At 46.1% G+C, this 15,012-nt stretch carries 14 protein-coding genes; 12 read left to right on the top strand and 2 right to left on the bottom strand.

Annotation, left to right across the window (positions count from 1 at the left end; all coding sequences use genetic code 11):
• Positions 1 to 26 precede the first annotated feature (26 nt).
• The 3 genes from CI595_RS10510 to CI595_RS10500 are packed head-to-tail and all read left to right on the top strand — an operon-like array spanning position 27 to position 2,367.
• Positions 27 to 677 (top strand): TetR/AcrR family transcriptional regulator, encoded by a 651-nt coding sequence (locus CI595_RS10510; RefSeq protein WP_095173176.1) that lies wholly within the window; start codon positions 27 to 29, stop codon positions 675 to 677.
• On the top strand, positions 674 to 1,573 hold the full coding sequence (locus tag CI595_RS10505; RefSeq protein WP_095173175.1) for an ABC transporter ATP-binding protein: 900 nt from the start codon (positions 674 to 676) through the stop codon (positions 1,571 to 1,573). The genes CI595_RS10510 and CI595_RS10505 overlap by 4 nt, the downstream gene beginning before the upstream one ends.
• Positions 1,570 to 2,367, top strand: coding sequence for an ABC transporter permease subunit (locus tag CI595_RS10500; RefSeq protein WP_187144012.1), 798 nt, complete (start codon positions 1,570 to 1,572; stop codon positions 2,365 to 2,367). The genes CI595_RS10505 and CI595_RS10500 overlap by 4 nt, the downstream gene beginning before the upstream one ends.
• A 23-nt stretch (positions 2,368 to 2,390) precedes the next feature.
• Here the strand turns inward: CI595_RS10500 and abc-f are convergent, their stop codons facing one another.
• Entirely contained in the window at positions 2,391 to 4,298 is a 1,908-nt protein-coding gene (gene abc-f, locus CI595_RS10495) for a ribosomal protection-like ABC-F family protein (protein ID WP_095173173.1), read from the bottom strand.
• A gap of 395 nt (positions 4,299 to 4,693) precedes the next feature.
• Here abc-f and CI595_RS10490 point away from each other — a divergent pair, with 395 nt between their 5' ends.
• The 4 genes from CI595_RS10490 (at position 4,694) to CI595_RS10475 (ending at position 8,543) form a co-directional block, all read left to right on the top strand.
• Entirely contained in the window at positions 4,694 to 5,338 is a 645-nt protein-coding gene (locus CI595_RS10490; RefSeq protein ID WP_095173172.1) for a redox-sensing transcriptional repressor Rex, read from the top strand.
• A gap of 70 nt (positions 5,339 to 5,408) precedes the next feature.
• Positions 5,409 to 6,911 carry an NAD(P)H-hydrate dehydratase gene (locus tag CI595_RS10485; RefSeq protein WP_095173171.1) on the top strand — a complete coding sequence of 501 codons (1,503 nt, stop codon included), beginning with the start codon at positions 5,409 to 5,411 and terminating at the stop codon, positions 6,909 to 6,911.
• Positions 6,908 to 8,047: an alanine racemase gene (gene alr, locus CI595_RS10480; protein ID WP_095173170.1), complete on the top strand. Its 1,140-nt coding sequence runs from the start codon at positions 6,908 to 6,910 to the stop codon at positions 8,045 to 8,047. Before CI595_RS10485 ends, alr begins: the two co-directional genes overlap by 4 nt.
• Before the next feature lie 145 nt (positions 8,048 to 8,192).
• Positions 8,193 to 8,543 (top strand): type II toxin-antitoxin system PemK/MazF family toxin, encoded by a 351-nt coding sequence (locus CI595_RS10475; RefSeq protein ID WP_018594007.1) that lies wholly within the window; start codon positions 8,193 to 8,195, stop codon positions 8,541 to 8,543.
• On the opposite strand, the gene CI595_RS10470 is transcribed toward CI595_RS10475, so the two are convergent.
• Positions 8,536 to 9,507: a uroporphyrinogen decarboxylase family protein gene (locus tag CI595_RS10470; RefSeq protein ID WP_162291849.1), complete on the bottom strand. Its 972-nt coding sequence runs from the start codon at positions 9,505 to 9,507 to the stop codon at positions 8,536 to 8,538. The two genes, CI595_RS10475 and CI595_RS10470, sit on opposite strands and share 8 nt — an antisense overlap.
• Before the next feature lie 384 nt (positions 9,508 to 9,891).
• On the opposite strand from CI595_RS10470, the gene CI595_RS10465 reads away from it, so the two are divergent.
• From CI595_RS10465 to CI595_RS10440, 5 genes are all read left to right on the top strand, one after another.
• Complete coding sequence (locus CI595_RS10465; protein WP_095173168.1) at positions 9,892 to 11,271, top strand: hemolysin family protein; 1,380 nt, start codon at positions 9,892 to 9,894, stop codon at positions 11,269 to 11,271.
• A complete protein-coding gene (locus CI595_RS10460) occupies positions 11,241 to 11,969 on the top strand; it encodes a YebC/PmpR family DNA-binding transcriptional regulator (protein ID WP_033140304.1) in 729 nt (242 codons plus the stop codon). The genes CI595_RS10465 and CI595_RS10460 overlap by 31 nt, the downstream gene beginning before the upstream one ends.
• 592 nt (positions 11,970 to 12,561) lie before the next feature.
• On the top strand, positions 12,562 to 13,140 hold the full coding sequence (locus tag CI595_RS10450; protein WP_095173166.1) for a hypothetical protein: 579 nt from the start codon (positions 12,562 to 12,564) through the stop codon (positions 13,138 to 13,140).
• 122 nt (positions 13,141 to 13,262) lie between these two features.
• Positions 13,263 to 13,967, top strand: a complete 705-nt coding sequence (locus tag CI595_RS10445) for a ClpP family protease (RefSeq protein ID WP_065541856.1) — start codon at positions 13,263 to 13,265, stop codon at positions 13,965 to 13,967.
• A gap of 147 nt (positions 13,968 to 14,114) precedes the next feature.
• Positions 14,115 to 14,990, top strand: coding sequence for an undecaprenyl-diphosphate phosphatase (locus CI595_RS10440; protein ID WP_095173165.1), 876 nt, complete (start codon positions 14,115 to 14,117; stop codon positions 14,988 to 14,990).
• Positions 14,991 to 15,012: the final 22 nt, after the last annotated feature.

Genomic DNA, 15,012 nt, shown 5'->3' with positions numbered 1-15,012 from the left:
GGTAAAGTACAAAAAGGGGGCTCTATATGGAGGACAAACTTAGCAGTCTTTCGGAGGAAAAAAAGAAAGCGATCGTCAATGCGGCACTGGAGGTTTTCGGCACCTGTGAATATAAACGTGCTTCTACAGATCTGATCGCCGCCAAAGCCGGAATCTCAAAGGGACTGCTGTTTTATTATTTTAAGAACAAAAAAGAGCTGTATATGTATCTGTTTGAGTATGTCTTTGAAAAGGTGGGTTCACGCCTTTTGGATTCGCGTTTTTTTGAAATCACGGATTTCTTCGAGTTGTTGGCTTACACAACCGAGAAGAAGGCCCGCATTCTCTCTGATTTTCCCTATCTTATGGAATACAGCGTCCGGGCATTTTTTACATCCAGGGAGGATGTATCGGAGGAAATGAATTCCTTTATGAAAAATCAGATTGCAACTATGTTTGAGGACTATTGCAAAAATGTAGATATGACAAAGTTCAGGGAGGATATAGAACCCAGGGAGATACTGCATATGCTTATCTGGCTTACAGACGGATATATGCATCAGAGAATGTTCTATACCGATACGGTGGATGCGGATTTATTGATGCAGCAATTCAGAAAATGGTCAGAAATGCTGAAGCGGATCGCATACAAAGAGGAGTATCTGACAGAAATGGTTGGAAGGAGGCAAGAGATATGAACGTAATAGAAATCAGCCATATAACAAAAGACTATGGACAGAACCGCGGTGTTTTTGACGTGAGTTTTTCGGTGAAACAAGGAGAGGTGCTTGGATTTTTAGGCCCAAACGGAGCAGGGAAGACCACAACGATCCGTCAGATCATGGGCTTTATCAAGCCTGACAGCGGCAGCCTGTCTATCCTGGATATGGATTGTTTTAAGGAGGCGGATAAGATCCAGACATCCCTTGGATATCTTCCCGGGGAAATTGCTTTTATTGACTCCATGACAGGAATGGAATTTATCCGTTTCGTGGCAAAGATGAAGAAAATGAGAGATTTGGGCCGGGCTCAGGAACTAATGAAAATGTTTGAACTGAATCCCTCCGGCAAGCTGAAGAAAATGTCAAAAGGCATGAAGCAGAAGATAGGAATCGTCTGTGCATTCATGAATCCGCTGGCAAGCATCCTGATCCTGGATGAACCCACCAGCGGACTGGACCCTTTGATGCAGAATCGGTTTGTAGAGCTGATCCTTTCGGAGAAGAAAAAAGGAAAAACCATACTTATGTCTTCCCATATGTTTGAGGAGATTGAACGAACCTGTGACCGTGCCGCAATCATCCGTGACGGGCGCCTGGTTGCAGTGGAGGAGATTGAAAGATTAAAAGAGGGAAGACAGAAAGTGATAGTGATCACTTTCCGGGAGCCAGCTATGGCGGAAGCGTTCGCTGCCGCATTTCCTGAGGCCTCTTATCAGGCCGGGGAAAAAGCAGTGACTGCCAAAGTGGGAAAAAATATTGATCTTTTCCTGAAAAAGGCCAGCGCGTATACGATCACAGATTTAGATGTGCGCACACAGAGTCTGGAAGAGTTTTTCATGCATTTTTACGGAGAGGAGGCAGCACGATCATGAATGCTACGTTATTTAAAAAAGAGATCAAATCAAACTGGCTGCTGCTCGTCATCTTTCTTGCGGTCCTCAGTGTCTATGGCAGTATGATCACTATGATGTTCAATCCTGAAATGGGAGACAGCCTGAAAATGATGGCTGACAGCATGCCGGATCTGTTCGCGGCATTTGGCATGGCTGATGTGGGCCAGACATTGCTGGAATTTGTATCGGGATACTTATATGGAATGCTGTATGTGGCTTTCCCGGCGGTATTCATCATAATTCTTTCAAACAGACTGGCAGCCAAATACGTGGACAACGGCTCCATGGCTTACCTTTTGGCGGTACCTGCCAAACGCTGGAAGATCATGATGACACAGTGCGTTTTCATGCTGGTGTCTCTGCTTGTCATTGTCATTTATGTGACTTGCCTGATCCTTGTTGTCAGTGAGGTACTTTTCCCCGGGGAAATGGAAACAGCAGCGTTTATCCGGATCAATGTGGGTCTGCTGGGAATGCTTGTATTCTTTGGCGGCGCATGTTTCTGTGCTTCTTGTTTCAGCAATGAATCAAAAACTTCCTCTGCAGTCAGTACAGCCATCGTAGTATATTCAGTCCTTGTGCAGATGATATCGCAGGTTGGAGATAAATTTGAGAAAGTAAAATATGCCACACCTGTGACCTTGTTTGACATAGACGGTCTGAGTGCAGGGGACGGAAAAGCTTGGATGATGTGCGGCATTTTGTATCTGGCGGGTTTTTTACTTATGGGGATTGGAATCATACGGTTCAGCAAGCGGGACCTGCCCTTATAACAGAAAAACGGGAAGAACAGGCATTATGCCAGTTCTTCCCATTTTTCATAGAGTTCTTCCAGTTTTTGCGCGATCTCAGCTTTTTCGTTGGCCAGCCTTACGCATTCGGCCACATTGACCGCCACATCCGGCTTCTCCATCTCGGCGTCAATCTCCTTGTCTCTGGATTCCAGGCGTTCAATCTCTGCTTCGGTCTTTTTCAGATCATTTTCGCGTTTCCTCTGGCGTGCCTGTTCTTCTTTCTGCTGTTTCCAGTCCAGTTTTGTGGCAGACACAGATTCTGCAGTTTCTTCCTCCTCCTGGCCAGGTGCGTAGATACGGGTGAGTTCTTCTCTTTTTTCCATATAGTAATCATAATTGCCGATGTAATTCACCATACTTTTGTTGGTCAGCTCCAGGATCCTGGTGGCTGTCCTGTTGATAAAATACCGGTCATGAGACACATACAGCACAGTTCCAGTGTAATTGCACAGGGCATCCTCCAGAATCTCTTTTGACATGATATCCAGGTGGTTGGTAGGCTCATCCAGGATCAGAAAGTTGGCTTCTGACAGCATGAGTTTAGCCAGGGATACACGTCCCCGTTCTCCGCCGCTTAAGGAGGAGATCTTCTTAAATACATCATCTCCGGTGAAAAGGAAAGCAGCCAGCAGATTGCGGATCTCTGTGTTGGTGAGTTTTGGAAAATCATCAGAGATCTCTTCAAAGATGGTTTTCTCCATATGGAGTACATGGTGCTCCTGGTCATAGTATCCGATGTGCACTTTGCTTCCCAGATGGAAGACCCCGGCGTCGGCGGGAACCAGCTCGTTTAAGATTTTTAGTATGGTGGTCTTGCCAGTTCCGTTGTTACCGATGATCGCTACCCGTTCCCCCCGTTTGACAGAAAAATTCAGGTCCGAAAAGAGGGGGAGAGAGGGGAAGGATTTTGTGAGATGCTCCACGGTCAGTACATCCGTACCGCTTTCCATGCGGGGCTTTAAGTAAATACGCATGGAAGCGTTTACCTCTGTGGGCTTTTCTATGACTTCAATCTTATCCAGCAGTTTTTCACGGCTTTCTGCCCGCTTTATGGATTTCTCCCTGTTAAACTGCTTTAACTTGGCGATCACTTCCTCCTGATGTTTGATCTCCTGCTGCTGATTCAGATACGCCTGATAGGCATCCCTGCGTAGCTGGGCCTTTTTCTCACTGTAAGCAGAATAATTTCCGGTAAATGAACTTACCTTTCCGTTATCAATATCAATAACTTTGGTTACGATCCGGTCCAGAAAATACCGGTCATGGGATACGATCAGGACAGCTCCCGGATAGTTCAGCAGATAGGTCTCCAGCCAGGAGATGGAATCCATATCCAGATGGTTGGTAGGCTCATCCAGAAGGATGATGTCCGGTTTGGACAATAGGAGGCGTCCAAGGGCAACCCGCGTTTTCTGCCCTCCCGACAGGGTGGAGATCTCTTTTTCAAAATCACTTTCAGGAAAGCCAAGTCCTTTCAGCACTCCCACAAGTTCGCTTTTGTATGCGTAGCCGTTTTCCATTTCAAATTCATGGGTCAGCCGGGAATACGTTTCCATAAGGTGTTCCAGTTCTTTCCCGGAAGCGTGCTTCATCTGCTTTTCCGTTTCCCGCATATGAAGCTCCATATCCAAAATATGCTGTTTGACCTGCAGCAGGGAATCGTAGATGGTGAGGGCGCTGTCCAGCTCCTGGTGCTGGGCCAGGTAGCCGATGGTCCTGCCTCTGGATAAGATGACCTCCCCGCTGTCCGCTGGGATCTCCTGCATGATAATACGCAGCAGCGTGGATTTGCCTGCTCCGTTGATGCCCACTAAGGCGGCTTTTTCGCGTTCCTCTATATGGAAGGAGGCGTCATGGATCAAATTCATGCCTCCAAATGATTTTTCAATATTCTGACATGCCAGTATCATTTTTTAGTATCTCCTTTATCTTTAGGTGTAACTGTTTTGTCTCTTCACAGTCATAGACAAAAATCCGCCGGGAATGGACTTTGGCTGAGGGATTTTTGTATTACTGTACACAGGCCACTGTACCGGGAGGTGTTATCATGCTGAAAGCATGAAAATCCCCAGGCAGCCAGCGCGATATGGGGCAGAATGCTCCATATCTGTGCATCGCGAAGCGTGTTGCTGGACACGGAGAGAACAGTAACATTTTTGCTTCACCCTTCCTATTATATCTGAAATTCAGAATTTGACAACAGATAAAAACAACAATAACTGGAATTGTATTTGACTTTATTTTAACAATTATATATAATATTCCTATATGAAACAGAAAACTAAGACATAAGGAGGGTAAAGTCGTGGACGAAAAATGCATATCAAAAGCAGTCATCAGAAGACTTCCCCGATATTACAGATATTTAGGAGAACTTTTGGAAGATGGTGTGGAGCGTATCTCCTCAAATGAGCTGAGTACCAAGATGCGCGTAACGGCATCCCAGATCCGCCAGGACCTGAATAATTTTGGAGGGTTCGGGCAGCAGGGATACGGATATAATGTGCAGTACCTGTACACGGAGATCGCTAAGATCCTGGGACTTGACCGGACCCATAACATGATCATTATCGGAGCGGGCAATCTGGGACAGGCACTGGCAAATTATGTGCAGTTTGAAAAGCGCGGGTTTAAGGTAGTCGGTATCTTTGATGTGAACCCGGTTCTGAAGGGCATTTCCATCCGTGGGAACGAAATCCTTATGATGGATGAACTTCCCCAGTATCTGAAGGATAATGATGTTCAGATAGCGGCGCTCACTCTGCCTAAGAACAATGCAGAAGAGACAGCTGATCTGCTGGTGGAAAACGGAATCAAGGCTATCTGGAATTTCGCACATCTGGATCTGGAGGTCCCGGAGGATGTCATTGTGGAAAATGTACACCTGTCCGAGAGTCTCATGAGATTGTCTTATAATCTGAATTGTTATGTGACGGAACATAAAAAGTAAGAAAAGGCTGCTGCGGAACTTTTGCGGCGGCCTTTTTTGGCTGATACCAGCAAAAGAGAGGAGTGTTGACATGAAACAAATCGTAACCGGCGGACAGATGAAACTTTTGGATGATTATACCATCCGCAAGATCGGGATCCCCTCCCTGGTCCTCATGGAGCGGGCAGCCCTGAGTGTGTACCGGGCCCTTGTGGAGGAAGATTTCCCTCTGGAAAAAGTCCTGGTCCTCTGCGGCACGGGAAATAACGGCGCGGACGGCGTGGCTGTGGCGCGTATGCTTCATGTGGCAGGGGTTTCGGTAGATATCTGTATACTTGGAAAAAAGGATCATTATACAGAAGAAATGAGAAAGCAAGTGAATATTGCAGAAAATTATCACATATCCTTTGTCAAGAATGCCGTACCTGCTGAATATACTACTATAGTAGATGCTGTCTTTGGTGTAGGCCTGTCCAGAGAAGTGGGCGGAATCTACAGAGACACCATCGAAGCCTCTAACCGGTCGGAAGCAAAGATCATGGCAGTGGATATCCCCTCCGGTATCAGTGCAGATACGGGAAAGGTGCTGGGCTGTGCAGTGAAAGCTGACGTGACTGTGACCTTTGCCTATGAGAAGGCAGGGCTGTTATTCTATCCGGGTGCTTCCTGCGCGGGAAAAGTCAGGACTGCGGATATCGGGATCTATAAACTGTCCCAGAATGATTTTGAGCTGTCTGTACTGCGTTGTGAGGAGAAGGATCTGTACCGGATCCCCAAGCGGAAGCCGGATGGAAACAAGGGGACTTATGGAAAAATATTTCTGGCAGCCGGAAGCCGTGATTTAAGCGGCGCAGCGTATCTCTCTGCCTGTGCGGCACTCAGGACAGGTGCAGGTATGATCAAGGTGCATACCAGGGAGGAGAACAGGCAGGCACTGACCACAATGCTGCCGGAGGCTATGTACAGCTTCTATGACGATGAGGAAATCAAAAAAGAACAGATCCGGGAAGGACTGGCCTGGGCAGATGTGATAGGAGTAGGGCCGGGACTTGGCACAGGGCAGCAGGCAGAAGATATCCTCTATACCATACTGGCAGAGGGCAGTAAACCTTTGCTGATCGATGCGGACGGCCTGAATCTTCTGGCAGGCAGAATGGAAGTGCTCACGCAGTATCCGGCACCTATTCTGGTAACACCCCACTTGGGTGAGTTCTCCAGGATCGCAGGGGTATCCGTGGAGGAGTGGAAAGAAGCGCCCCTTTACCTGACAAAACGTTTTGCCCAGAAATATCATCTGACCGTAGTATGCAAAGATTCCCGTACCGTCATTTCTGACGGTGGTGAGGAGATATTTATCAACACTTCCGGCAACAGCGGAATGGCAACAGCCGGAAGCGGGGATGTACTCTCCGGTATCCTTATGGGCCTTTTAGCCCAGGGGCTTTCAGTAAAGGAAGCCGCGGCTTTGGGCGCTTATTTTCATGGGATGGCAGGTGATATGGCAGCTGCCCAAAAGGGGGAGTACAGTATGATCGCCGGAGATATGATCACACAGACAACGGAAATCTTGAAGAAAAGAGGAGCAGTTTTATGAAGACACCGAACAGGATTTACGTTTCCATAGATTTGGATGCGGTTTCCTATAATCTGGAAAGTATGAAGAACAATATCCGCGAGGACACAAAGATCATAGCCGTACTGAAGGCGGATGGCTATGGACATGGAGCACTTCCCATTGCCAGGCATATCGAACCCCTGCCTTATATTTGGGGCTTTGCTGTAGCCTGTGTGGAAGAGGGACTTGCACTCAGAGAGGGCGGTATTGAAAAGCCTGTTTTGATTCTTGGATATACCTTCCTGGAAGATTATGAGACCATCATAGAAAATAACTTCCGCCCCACTGTTTTTACCTGTAAGATGGCTGAAGATTTATCAGACACGGCAAAATGGCTGAACAAAGCAGTGAAGATACATATTAAGCTGGATACCGGTATGACACGTATCGGCTACCGCGATCTGCAGCACGATGTACCGGAGATCCTGAAAATTGCTGAAATGCCGGGGCTTGAAGTGGAAGGACTGTTCACCCATTTTGCCAGGGCAGATGAGACGGGCAGGGAACCGGCCTATGCACAGCTTGAGAGATACCTGGAATTTGTCCGGGCCTTGGAGGAGAAGGGGCTGCATGTGCCTTTGAAGCACTGTTCCAACAGTGCAGGTATTATCCGGATCCCGGAGGCGAATATGGATGCCGTGCGGGCCGGTATCATTCTGTACGGCCTCTATCCGTCCGGTCAGGTGGAAAAGGAGCCGGTGCCTTTAAAACCGGTAATGGCTCTCAAAAGCAGAGTTGTATACATAAAGACAGTGGAACCCGGCGTGGAGATCAGCTACGGCGGAACATTTGTCACAAAACGTCCTACCAGAGTTGCCACCATTCCCGTGGGATATGCGGACGGGTATGCCAGAAGTCTGTCAAACAAAGGCAGTGTACTGATCCGCGGCAGACGTGCGCCGATCATAGGACGAGTCTGTATGGACCAGTTCATGGTGGATGTGACAGATATCCCGGAAGCGGAAGAGTTGGACGAAGTGACATTAGTTGGACGGGACGGGGAAGAGAGCATCACGCTGGAGGAACTGGGAGAGATTTCAGGCCGCTTTAATTACGAGTTTGCCTGCTGTATCAATAAACGTGTCCCCCACCTTTTTATTCCCGCAGAACCGTAAGAACACATCCCGCAGCAAGCAAAGATCCCATCGCCCTAGGCGATTTGGCTTCAGAAAAGTAAAAAACAAGAAAAACCATGGAATACACACGAGAGAACTTGGGAAGAATTATATCTGAACAGAAAAAAATCGGAGTGTGAAATGTGTGGTTATCAAACGAGGTGATATTTTTTACGCGGATTTAAGGCCGGTAGTCGGCAGCGAACAGGGCGGAATCCGTCCGGTGCTGATCATTCAGAATGACATCGGTAATAAACACAGCCCCACAGTTATCTGTGCGGCCATAACATCAAAGATGAATAAGGCGAAGCTGCCCACCCATATAGAGATTGACGCATCCTCCTACGCGATCGTGAAGGATTCCGTAATCCTGCTGGAGCAGCTTCGCACCATTGATAAACGAAGATTAAAAGACAAGGTATGCCATCTGGATGCAGAAATACTGAAGAAAGTCAATCATGCCCTGTGCGTGAGCCTGGAACTTCCCACTACATAGTGAAAATTTCCTTTTCGCAGGCTTTCGCCTCCTGCATGGCGATGGGGAACCACCAGGTCTTTACCGGGACGAAGGCAGTTGTATAGATTCCGTTCTTTGCGCAGGATAAAACTTCTTCCCGGATACGGCTTCTGACTTCCTCCTCAGTCAGGCTGCCTGCCGCTGCTGCGGCTTCCAGATCCTGATATTTGGGTGTGATGTTATAGGACAGGCTATGGCCTGTCTTTTTCATTGCGCCAACAATGTCGTTGATCCCCTGTCCTTGGAAAGAATCAATGCCTATCTCCGGGAACTCGGCAATGATCTGATCCATTTTGCCGCAGGAGTGCATATCGAAAAACATACCCAGCGAGTGGCAGTGCTCTGCAATCTTTTTGATCCGTGGCTTTATCAGGCTGCGCCAGATATCAGGGGAGAAGAACATATTCTTCTGGGTACCCCAGTCATCGTGAAAGCATACCGCTTCTGTGTGGTAATATTTCTGCAGGATATCCAGCTCTTTACATTTCAGTTCTGCCAGCCGGTCGAAAAATGCGCCCACCTCATCCGGGTCTGTGAGCATGGCACAGAGGGCGTTCTCAAACCCCATAAGTGTGTGAAGCCGCTCAAAGGGACCTTCCAGGAGCATGGTGTAATTAAATTTGTCCGGATCGTACTGATCTACATTGTCTGCCTTGGCGCTTGCCTCCCAATCCACAGCATCCAGATCAGGAAATACCACTTTTTCCCTCCAGTCACAGATATCCTCCAGAATCGGCGGAACACTGGTGTCAGGAACGGCTGCGTTTCCTACGGGGTCAAACACCCAGGTACATCCGAAAAAGTCTTTTCCGGACTGATTGCGGGGTGCACGTTCATCCATTCCTGTTATGAACACGCCCAGGTTGGCATCTGTGAAAAAGCTGGGGAACCATTCGCCGCGTTCATGCTGAAAAAATTTTCTGAAATTTTCTTTTGGTGTCATATAAAAACCTCCCATCTAATCGTAGTTACTTTTATTATACACCAGAATTTTATAAAAACAATGATTTATTCAAAATTTGGCGTTCCAAATTCGTATGTCTGGAATGTACGGGTTACTGTACACAGGCAACTGTACCGGGAGGCGTTTTCATGCTGAAAGCATGAAAATCCCGAGGCAGCCAGCGCGATATGGGGCAGAATGCCCCATATCTGTGCATCGCGAAGCGTGTTACTGGACACGGAGTGAACAGTAACATGTACGGTTTTGCAGCCCAGACGGGCATTCTTTTTTCTTGACTGCTGTGCATGAAAATGGTATCTTATTATAGGACAGCCCTGTAAAAAGGGCAAATATGAGGGAAGAAAGAAGGAATTTTTTAATCATATGGATGACGGGAGTAGTCCTTTATGGGCGGTAATGGTTTTTCTATTATTCATCATCATTAACGGGATTTTATATGGATTTGGCTCTGCCATACAGAAAGTAAGCGAAAGTGAAGTGGAGAAGCGGCAGCAGGAGGGTGATAAGAGGTCCCGTTGGCTGCTGGATGTAGTGAACAATCCGGTTATGGTTGTCAATACCATTCTCACTGTGGGCACACTTTTAAGCATACTGGCCGGGTATGTGGGGATCCGTGAGCTTGTTCCCTATATGTATACGGCACTGCATGGGATTTCCGCATTTTCCTACATACCGGACGCTGTTCTGCGCGGCATCTGCGTTGTGGTCGCGGTGCTTCTGGTATTGATCTTACTGGTGGCTGTAGGCGTAATTTCCGCCAAGAAGCTGTTTACCTGTAATCCGCACCAATGGGTTTACCGGACAGCAGGGCTGGTACGGCTGATCGTAAAGCTGTTTTATCCGATTACGTTTCTGATCATGAAACTGTCCAATGGGATGGTGCGCCTGCTGGGTGTGGATCCCCATCATAACGAAGAAGATGTGACGGAAGAAGAGATTATTTCAATGGTGGATGATGCCCATGAACAGGGTGTGATCGAAGAGAATGAAGCGGAAATGATTCAGAATATCATGGAGTTTTCCGACAAGGAAGCGCAGGATATCATGACTCACCGGAAAAATGTCAGCGCCATAGAGGTAAATACCCCTCTTGCTGAGGCCCTTTCCTATATGCTGAACGGAAGTAATTCCAGGTATCCGGTATACAGAGAAGATATGGATGATATTATCGGCATCCTGCATCTGAAAGATGCTATGAAACAGATGACCTTTGAGAATAAAGGAGATGTTCCTGTGGGCCAGATACCGGATCTGATCCGTGAAGCTTCCTATATTCCTGAGACCAGGAGCATCAACGATTTGTTCAAACGGATGCAGGCCAAGAAAATCCACATGGCTGTGGTAGTGGATGAATATGGACAGACTTCAGGCATTGTTACCATGGAGGACATACTGGAAGAGATTGTGGGCAATATTCTGGACGAATATGATGAAGATGACCATTTTATTGTGGAACAGCTTGATGACTCCTATCTGATGAAAGGTCTCACACCTCTGGAAGAGGTGGGGGAAGTGCTGGATATTGATTTTGAGGATGAGGATTATGAGACATTAAATGGATATCTGACCTCTTTGCTGGGCCATATCCCCAATATCCAGGAGGACAAGGAAGTCAGGACAAACGGATATTTATTTACCATCCTTGGGGTGGAAAATAATACAATACAAAAAGTAAGGGTAGAAAAACTGCTCAAAAAAGAAGGAGAAGAGAGATGTCAGGACATTCAAAATTCGCAAACATAAAACATAAAAAAGAGAAAAACGATGCTAAAAAAGGCAAAATCTTTACTGTGATCGGAAGAGAGATCGTGGTAGCCGTAAAAGAGGGCGGCCCGGACCCGGCCAACAACAGTAAACTGCGTGATGTGATCGCGAAGGCAAAAGCCAACAACATGCCAAACGACACCATTGACCGTGGAATCAAAAAAGCAGCGGGTGATGCCAATGCTGACAACTACGAATATATCACCTACGAAGGCTACGGCCCAAGCGGTGTGGCTGTCATTGTGGAGACCCTGACAGATAACAAGAACCGTACAGCCAGCAATGTGAGAAGTGCATTCACAAAAGGAAACGGCAATATCGGAACACCTGGCTGTGTATCTTTTATGTTCGATAAAAAAGGACAGATCATCATTGACAAGGAAGAGTGCGAGATGGACGCAGATGACCTGATGATGATCGCCCTGGATGCAGGCGCAGAGGATTTTTCTGAGGAGGAGGACAGCTTTGAGGTCCTCACCGCTCCGGATGATTTCAGCGCTGTACGTGAAGCCCTGGAAAAGGAAGGAATCCCTATGGCCGAGGCAGATGTTGCCATGATCCCCCAGACTTATGTGGAGCTTTCCGATGAGCAGGATGTGAAGAACCTGCAAAGAACACTGGATTTACTGGAAGATGACGACGACGTGCAGTATGTATGGCATAACTGGGACGAGTAAATAAAAGCCCCCCTTTGCGTTTTAACAGGCGCAGAGGGGGCTTTTTTGTTCATAATTATTGAAAACTTTGTACAGACTGGTTTTTATATTTAGCAATACTGTATCTGTTGGACATTATTTTACATAAATGGTATGATAAAAATATAGAAAGTGTTCGGTGATTTTATCGGAACAAAATATAGGACAGTCTATTCTAAATAGTAATTGGAACAGGAAATGTATATGGAGTTAAAACTGAAAAATATATGGATTAAGTTTGGCAGACTGATTTTCTTTATTCCGCCTGCAATGCTTCTTTATTTCTTAATACGTGAAGACATATGGAATCGGGAAGTCTGTTATTATGCCGCCATTGCTATTTACGGAAGTCTCAGTATTTTAAATTTGATACGGGTTCTTCTGTTTTATAAAAGAGAAAAAACAATTTGGGGAGATAAAGAATTATTATTGTGTACCTGCGTTTGCCTATCCTGTTTTGTGGATGCCATATTTTCGTATATAAGCTTTATAAATTCAAAAGCTTTATATGAGGAAACTTTGAGATTGATCCAGAAAAGATAGATTCCGCTTGATCATAAGAACGGAGGGATAAATGCCGGATGAGAAGAAATCAAAGGAGCTGGAAGACAGGCTTATGTATGAACCGGAAGAAATCCGGCGCATGGTAGATGAGTATAATAAACAAAAGCAAATAGAATATGTTGATCTTCATACGGAAAAAACACGAAAGATTATTTCTGCGTTTAATGTCTTTCAGAATATAGCGCTGATATCTTGGTGTATCAGTTTGGTAATAAGTGTAATAGAAGCTGCTATACACTATCCAATCACTGAACGCACAGCCCAATTAGGCAGAGAAACGTATCCTCTCACCCCGCTAGTGCTGCCTATTTTGGTTATAATGGGGGAATATATTGGGGGCTTGAGTAAAACAGGAGGCACAGTTTTCACTACATTGGGCGGCGCACTTGCGCTTTGGCTGACAGATGTATATATATCGGAATTTGGTAAAATGCTGTTTTCACCATGGCTCACTATATTTTATATTATATTGGCGTATTTGTGCTGCATTTCCATGAATTTTCATCCTGTTATTAATCGCTATCTAAAGCGATTTCCTTCCAGATCATGGTTTGATCCATCCCGTGATAAGAAAAAAAAGAAGAAATAATCTTACAATACCCTGCAAAACCGACAGAATAAAATGCAGCGTATGTCTCTGATCTGGGTCATGCATAATAATCACCAAACTACGCATCCTACCTCCAGGAATAAATTCTTGGAGGTAGTTTTATGTCTGAAGAAAAGAAAAAAGAACTGGAAAAAACAGAAAAACAAAATGAGCAGATAGAAGATATGGGGCAGTTAGATTTATCCGACAATGAAAAACAATATCATATCCACCTTTTGTCCATTATTGGCGAGGTGGAAGGCCATGAATCCCTGCCAAACAACAGCAAGACCACCAAATACGAGCATGTTCTTCCAAAGCTTGCCGTGATCGAGGACAGCAAAGATGTGGACGGCCTTCTCATCCTCCTCAACACTGTGGGCGGAGATGTGGAGGCAGGACTTGCGATCGCGGAGATGATCGCATCTCTGAGCAAGCCAACCGTTTCCCTGGTACTTGGCGGCGGCCATTCCATCGGTGTACCTATGGCAGTCTCCGCTGATTATTCTTTTATTGTGCCCTCTGCAACCATGGTGATACATCCGGTTCGGAGCAACGGTATGTTCATCGGTGTGATGCAGTCCTATAAAAATATAGAAAAAATACAGGACCGCATCACAGGTTTTGTCTCCTCCCATTCCAAGATGTCGCAGGAGCGTATCGAGGAACTGATGCTGGATCCTACCCAGCTTGTAAAGGACGTGGGCACAATGCTGGAGGGTGAAGAAGCAGTGAAGGAAGGACTGATCGATGAGGTTGGCGGCATTTCCCAGTCTCTGGAAAAACTGTATGAACTCATTGAAAAAAACAGAAAAAATGAGGGATGATCGAAATTTCTTAAATTTTGTAAAGACTTTTAAGTTGTGTGAAATGCAATTTTATGATAGAATAAACATTTGATAAAGTTTATCACTCCATCTGTGCGATCTACACAAAAAACAGATGGAGAAAATACATATGAAGAGGTTGACCACATGTCATTACTACAGGCACTTCTGCTTGGGCTGGTGCAGGGAATCACAGAGTTCCTTCCGGTGAGCAGTTCCGGGCATCTGGCTATTATGCAGAATCTTTTAAACATCAACACGGACACAGGCGTGTTGTTCGATGTGATTTTACATTTGGGAACGCTGACAGCTATTTTTATTGCGTTCTGGAAGGACATTAAGAAACTGGTTCTGGATGGATGTGGGATGATTTATGATATTGTTCAGAATTTTAAAATATGGTCACACAACCGAAGAGAACACGATGCGAAGCGTTATAAAAAAATCGTGTCCACCAACTACCGAAAATTCATCCTGCTTATTATTGTTTCTACCATTCCTACCGCAGTTGTGGGACTGCTTCTAAAGAACGTGGTGGTGACAGCCGGCAATAATCTGCTGGCACCCGGGGTTGGACTCTTTATCACCGGAATCTTGCTTCTGGTGGTGGATTTCTTCCCGGCAGGAAATAAAATACCAAGAGATGTATCCTTCGGGATCGCACTGGCGATCGGCTTTTTTCAGGGAATTGCAGTATTTCCCGGAATCTCACGATCCGGTATGACCATAGCAGCCTGTCTGCTCTGCGGTCTCAACAGAAAATTTGCAGTAAAATATTCATTTATCATGTCCATTCCGGCTGTATTGGGGGCAGCTATCCTGGAATTAAAGGACATACCCGGCTCGGGAGCCACACTTCCCATGTTCGGGGAATATCTGGCAGCAGCAGTTTTAGCAGGAGCGGCGGGGTACTTCTGCATCAAGACAATGCTGCGGTTTGTGCAGCGCAAAAAATTCCGGTATTTCAGTATTTATTGTTTTATCATCGGAATAGCCGCTGTAACGTGTAATTTTGTCCTGTAGGCACAGGCCGCAGGAACTTTAA

The sequence above is a fragment of the Blautia hominis genome, assembly GCA_002270465.1.
Lineage (GTDB): Bacteria > Bacillota > Clostridia > Lachnospirales > Lachnospiraceae > Blautia > Blautia hominis.
Note: the sequence above shows the minus strand (reverse complement) of the source record. Positions and strands in the feature narration are given on the sequence as shown.